Annotated in this window: 6 protein-coding genes and 1 pseudogene; 6 read left to right on the plus strand and 1 reads right to left on the minus strand. The window is 58.8% G+C overall.

The window, feature by feature from the left end; all coding sequences use genetic code 11:
* The 5 genes and pseudogenes from ACRESD_RS10330 to ACRESD_RS10350 all read left to right on the plus strand — a co-directional run.
* Nucleotides 1-278: pseudogene (locus ACRESD_RS10330) on the plus strand (uroporphyrinogen-III synthase); the annotation flags it as partial.
* Between the two features lie 18 nt (nt 279-296).
* Nucleotides 297-1409 (plus strand): uroporphyrinogen-III C-methyltransferase, encoded by a 1113-nt coding sequence (locus tag ACRESD_RS10335; protein ID WP_431750820.1) that lies wholly within the window; start codon nt 297-299, stop codon nt 1407-1409.
* Nucleotides 1410-1414: 5 nt separating this feature from the next.
* Nucleotides 1415-2656: a heme biosynthesis protein HemY gene (locus ACRESD_RS10340; protein ID WP_431750821.1), complete on the plus strand. Its 1242-nt coding sequence runs from the start codon at nt 1415-1417 to the stop codon at nt 2654-2656.
* Between the two features lie 235 nt (nt 2657-2891).
* A complete protein-coding gene (locus ACRESD_RS10345) occupies nt 2892-3413 on the plus strand; it encodes a disulfide bond formation protein B (protein WP_431750822.1) in 522 nt (173 codons plus the stop codon).
* 210 nt (nt 3414-3623) lie between these two features.
* Nucleotides 3624-4082 (plus strand): Rsd/AlgQ family anti-sigma factor, encoded by a 459-nt coding sequence (locus ACRESD_RS10350; protein WP_010207432.1) that lies wholly within the window; start codon nt 3624-3626, stop codon nt 4080-4082.
* Nucleotides 4083-4135: 53 nt separating this feature from the next.
* On the opposite strand, the gene ACRESD_RS10355 is transcribed toward ACRESD_RS10350, so the two are convergent.
* Nucleotides 4136-4813 carry an FKBP-type peptidyl-prolyl cis-trans isomerase gene (locus tag ACRESD_RS10355; protein WP_431750823.1) on the minus strand — a complete coding sequence of 226 codons (678 nt, stop codon included), beginning with the start codon at nt 4811-4813 and terminating at the stop codon, nt 4136-4138.
* A 192-nt stretch (nt 4814-5005) separates the two neighbouring features.
* On the opposite strand from ACRESD_RS10355, the gene ACRESD_RS10360 reads away from it, so the two are divergent.
* On the plus strand, nt 5006-5642 hold a 637-nt coding region (locus ACRESD_RS10360), incomplete at its 3' end, for an AlgP family protein (protein WP_431750824.1).

Here is a 5642-nt window from a genome sequence, read left to right on the forward strand (position 1 = left end):
GTTTTCTTCCGGCGTACGGCACCGGGGTGCTGATGCAACGCATCCAGTTGGAACGCTTGAACGGCGTAGTGGTCAGCAGTGGGCAGGGTTTTCTGCACCTGCAAGCCCTGGCCGGGCCGGATTGGCCGCAGGTGGCACAGCTGCCATTGTTCGTACCCAGCCCGCGAGTCTATGAGATGGCGCGGGCCGCAGGTGCAGAAAAAGTTGTGGATTGTCGCGGCGCGAGTGCCGCGGCTTTGTTAGTGGCGTTACGGAGCCATCCCGTTCCCACTCTCTGATACGCAAAGGACGGATACGTGAGCGAAACAGCCTTGCCTAAAGATGAAGCTCAGCCCGCGCTCGATGCGCCGGTTGCACCGGTCACCGCACCACGCCGTGGCAATGGCCTGGCAATTGTCGCTCTGCTGCTGGGTGCTGCGGGTGTTGCTGCCGGCGGCTGGGGGATCTTGCAGGTCCGCGCCTTGCAGGCCAGTAACCAGCAACAGCTGGGCCAGGTGCAGACCCTTGACGATCAGTCTCAATCTCTCAAGCAGAGCCAGCAACAGCTGTCGGCACGCCTGGCACAGTTGCCGGGTGCGGATGAACTGGAGGAGCGCCGCCGCCTGGTGGCCCAATTGCAGGGTGATCAGCAGCGTTTGAGCCAGCGTCTGGAAACAGTGCTGGGCGCCAGCCGTAAGGATTGGCGCCTGGCCGAAGCCGAGCACTTGATCCGCCTGGCCAGCTTGCGTTTGTCCGCCTTGCAGGACATCAACAGCGCGCAATCGCTGGTCCAGGGCGCTGATGAAATTCTTCGTGAACAGAGCGATCCCGGTGCCTTCGCTGCCCGCGAGCAATTGGCCAAGAGCCTTGCCGCGCTGCGCAGTACCGAGCAACCAGATCGCACCGGGCTCTATCTGCAATTGGCCGCGCTGCGTGACCAGGTCGTACAACTGGCGGCTATCGCACCGGAATACCAGCTCACTGAGCCGGCCTCCCAAGGGCGTCCGACCACCGATACGGAAAACCGCTTGAGCCAATGGTGGGAACAGATTTCCCGCTACTTCCGTATCGACTTCAACCCCGACGACAACATTCGCCCACTACTGGCTGGCCAAGGTTTGAACCAGGTACGTCTGGCGTTGAGCCTGGCCCTTGAGCAAGCGCAATGGGCGGCGCTCAACGGTGAGGTGGCGGTGTACAGTCGCTCCCTCGGTGAAGCCCGTAGCGTGCTGCAGGACAACTTCAACCAGGATAATCCGCAGAGCAAGGCGATGCTGGCGCGTATCGCCGAGCTGGAGCCCAAGACTGTGTCGGTGGTGACTCCGGACTTGGCTGCAAGCCTCGCAGCGGTGCAGGCGTACCTTGAGCGTCGCCATCTGTCTGCCGATGAAGCCAAGGCGTCGGCGGGCACGCCGGCGACCCAGGAGTAGAGCCGATGAAGCGTTTCTATGTGATCCTGGTGCTGGCGATTGCAATTGCCCTGGCATTGGCCGTGGGCATTTCGAAGCACACCGGCTATGTGCTGATCACCTATCCCCATCTGCTGCATTACGAATCGAGCCTGTGGGCCACGTTGGTGGCGGTGTTTGCCATTGGCTTGGCGATCTACCTGGTCCGCGTTTTGTTGAGCTTGCTCACTACCTCCGGTGGTGTGGTCAACCCGTGGTCGCGGCGCAATCGCAGCCGTCGTGTGCAGATCGCGATCGAACAAGGCCAGATGGACCTTGCCGAGGGCCGTTGGGCCAGCGCCGAACGCCATCTGCATCGCGCCGCCGAAGCGGAGCGCCAGCCACTGTTGTACTACCTCGGCGCGGCGCGGGCGGCTAATGAGCAGGGACGTTACGAGGAGTCCGACGGTTTGCTGGAGCGCGCCTTGGAGCGCCAGCCCCAGGCGGAACTGGCTGTTGCCTTGAGCCATGCGCAATTGCAGATGGATCGTGGCGATACGGAAGGCGCACTGGTTACCTTGCAAGCCATGCACGAGCGTCACCCCCATAACGCCCAGGTATTGCGTCAGTTGCAGCGCCTGCATCAGCAGCGAGGTGACTGGTCGTCGGTGATTCGCTTGTTGCCCGAGTTGCGTAAGGACAAAGTGCTGCCCGCCAGCGAATTGGCTGAATTGGAGCGCCGTGCCTGGGGTGAAAACCTGAGTGTGGCAGCCCAGCGTGAGGTTCAGGGCGAAGCCGGTTTGCAGTCACTTGAGAGAGCGTGGGAGCAACTGACTTCGGCCCAGCGCCAGGAACCGCAACTGGTATTGGCCTACGCCGACCAACTGCGTCGACTGGGCGCCGATGCCAAGGCCGAAGAGGTGCTGCGCGGTGCGATCAAGCGCGGTTACGACAGCCACCTTATCCGGCTGTATGGGTTACTGCGCGGCAGTGATCCGGCTCGCCAGCTGAAGTTTGCCGAAAGCTCGCTAAAGGATCATTCCGGCGATGCCAGCCTGCTTCTGACGTTGGGGCGCCTATGCCTGCAAAACAGTTTGTGGGGCAAAGCGCGGGACTATCTGGAAAGCAGCCTGCAGGTGCAACGTAATCCAGAGGCCTGTGCCGAACTGGCCCGGCTACTGGCCCAATTGGGTGACACCGAGCGCAGCAACCAACTGTTCCAGGAGGGCCTGGGGTTACTCGATAACCGCCTGTTGGCCTCTCCATTGCCAGTGCCTGTGCGGGTTTGAAGTAGGAAAAGGTGAGGGGTTGGTGCGGGCTATCTGAAAGCCAACCCTGAAACGCTGAGCAAACCCACGCTGCAAATGGCTTGTTTTGCGATTCCTACGGGTAATTGCGGTATTTCTTCCAGGTTCTTGCGGGAAGTCCCTACGGTTTCGCGGAATCGTCTGCTCTAGCGCGTATTGAAAGGGGTCGGGCCTTTCCTCTACCGTAGCGGCCTGTCTCTCGCAGTACGGATAAACAATGTCTTTGGCCCCCTTACGCTCTATGTTTTTCCTGGCGTTGATGGCTGGTGCGCTGACGTTGGGCGCGTCTTTTTACCTGGAATACGGCGCGTTGTTACAGCCTTGCTTCCTATGCCAGGTACAGCGGCTGTTTCTCGCCGCCTATGCGCTGATCAATCTGATCGCTGCCCTTCACAGCCCGGGGCGCACCGGCCTTTACCGGTACGGGCTGGCGAGCATGGGGTGTGCGTGCTTCGGTGCCATTACCGCAGTGCGTCAGGTCTTGCTGCAGAACACATCATCAGACCAGGTTCAGAATTGCTGGCCGAGCCTTCAGTACATGATTGAAAACCTTTCCTTTTGGCAGGCGCTACGATCGATGTTCAACGGCACCGTCGACTGCGTTGAAGTCAAATGGACACTGTTCGACTTGAGCCTTCCCGAATGGAGCCTGTTGTTCTTTTTGGCGATGCTTATGTTGGGGGGCATGCAGTTTTCACGGCTGATGCTCGGTCAACGTTTGCGCATTGTGCGGCCATGAAAATGAGGCTCAGGCTGTGGGACGGGATTAAACACTTGTATGAACTTTCTCTCCTGCGTACCTTGAAGCCATAGTCATGCGGGCATAATCTGGCCCGCACGCGTTATCAAAACTGTTTGTCAGACGCGGCCTTGTCCGGCTGCTGCTTTATCCTTGAAGTGTTGCGCGGGCACAAGGCGGCAGCGCCCCTATTAGGGAAGAGAGATCATCATGCTGGAAAGTTGTCAGAATGCTCAGGAACGCTGGGGTGGGGTGCACAAGCTGATCGACAGCTGGTTGAAGGCACGTCACGAACTGGTTCGGGCCTTTGATGCTCTCGGTGCCAAGCCCGAAGCATTGGCTGAGAACCGCGAACCGTTGCAGGATTTCTGTGGTGTGTTGGTGGACTACGTGTCGGCCGGCCATTTTGGCGTCTACGAGCAACTGACCAAGGAGGCGGAGGCCTTTGATGATCAGCGTGGTCTGGAGCTGGCCGAGACGATCTACCCGCGTATCGATGTCATCACTGAGAAGCTGCTGGCATTCACCGACCTGTGTGATGCCGGGAACTGTGTTGCGGCAAAATTCAAAGAGTTGGGCGCGCTGCTGCATGAGCGTTTCGAGCTGGAAGACTGCTTGATCGAAGTGCTACACAACGCTCACAAGGAAGAGCCTGCTACCCAGGCTTGATCCTCGACCGCAGTACAAAAAACGGTGCGCATGGCGTACCGTTTTTTATTGGGTCAGTGGCGAGTGCCGAGCAATTCGATCTCGAATACCAACGGTGTATACGGCGCAATCAACTCGCCTGCACCGTCGGCGCCATAGGCCTGTGCAGAGGGAATCACCAGGCGCCATTTCGCGCCTACCGGCATCTGCTGCAGCGCAGAACTCCAGCCGCTGATCACGCTGTCCAGGCGAAACCACTGCGGTTGCGTGCTCTGGTCGAAGACCGTCCCATCGGGCAGACGCCCTACATATTTCACCTGCACTTCATCACTGGCTGACGGCTTGTTACCCGTGCCCGGCACCAGCTCGGTGAGCAGGATGCCATCGGCCAACTCGCGCACACCCTTGGCTGTTTTTTCCTGGGTCAGAAATCGTTGCTCGGCGGCGAGTGCTTTTTCGCTTTGTGGAACTTGGGCGTCGGCTGTGCTCTGTGCCTCGTGTTGGGCAAGGATCTGTTCGATGCGCTCGTTATCCAGCGCCAGCGGCTTGCCTTGATAGGCCTGCTTGAGGCCGTCGACAAGGGCCTGGATCTGCAAGTCGGGGACTTCCTGGCGCAGTCGTTCGCCGAGGCTTGCACCCAGACTGTACGCGAGGTCGTGCGGGTCGGGCTCGGTGGTTTTGGAGGGCAACTGCTCGCTCGCATTGGCCACGCAAATCCCCAAGCCAAGCACTAGAAAAAGGTAACGCGACATGGGCATTCTCCCGGCGAAAGTGCGACGGATTATGCCAGTGTGAGTAGGTAAAAAGTGCCGTGGTTTTTCGTTATATCGATAAGAATTTTCTCACGGTGCAACGCAACGCAAACGATACTGTCAACATGCCCTAGCGGCGGTAAGAGCAGAGGGCTAGTATGAGCCGCACCCACGTCAGCCAGGAGGTAAACCATGTCGGCCAAACAGAAGCCTGTAAATACCCCGTTGCACTTACTCCAACAACTGTCGGGCAGCTTGCTCGAACATCTGGAAAGCGCGTGTTCCCAAGCCTTGGCCGATGCAGAAAAACTGCTCGCCAAACTGGAAAAACAACGCGGTAAAGCGCAAGAAAAGCTGCACAAATCCCGTACCAAACTGCAAGACGCCGCTACTGCCGGCAAGGCCAAGGCTCAAGCCAAAGCCAAAGACGCTGTCAAAGAACTTGAGGACTTGCTGGACGCTCTCAAGGATCGCCAAGCTGAAACCCGCGCCTACATTTCCCAACTCAAAAAAGATGCCCAGGAAAGCCTGAAATTGGCTCAGGGTGTTGGTCGTGTGAAGGAGGCCGTCGCTAAAGTGCTGGGCGCTCGTAGCTCTGCAAAAGCGGTTGCTGCTAAAGCACCTGCTAAAGCGGTAGCCAAACCAGCTGCTAAAACTGCTGCTGCAAAACCAGCCGCCAAGCCAACTGCCAAAACCGCTGCTGCGAAACCGGCCGCCAAGCCAGTTGCTAGAACCGCTGCTGCAAAACCAGCCGCCAAGCCAGCTGCGAAAACTGCTGCTGCTAAACCGGCCGCCAAGCCAGATGCTAAAACTGCTGCTGCAAAACCAG

The organism is Pseudomonas sp. (assembly GCF_050739995.1).
Classification (GTDB): Bacteria; Pseudomonadota; Gammaproteobacteria; order Pseudomonadales; family Pseudomonadaceae; genus Aquipseudomonas.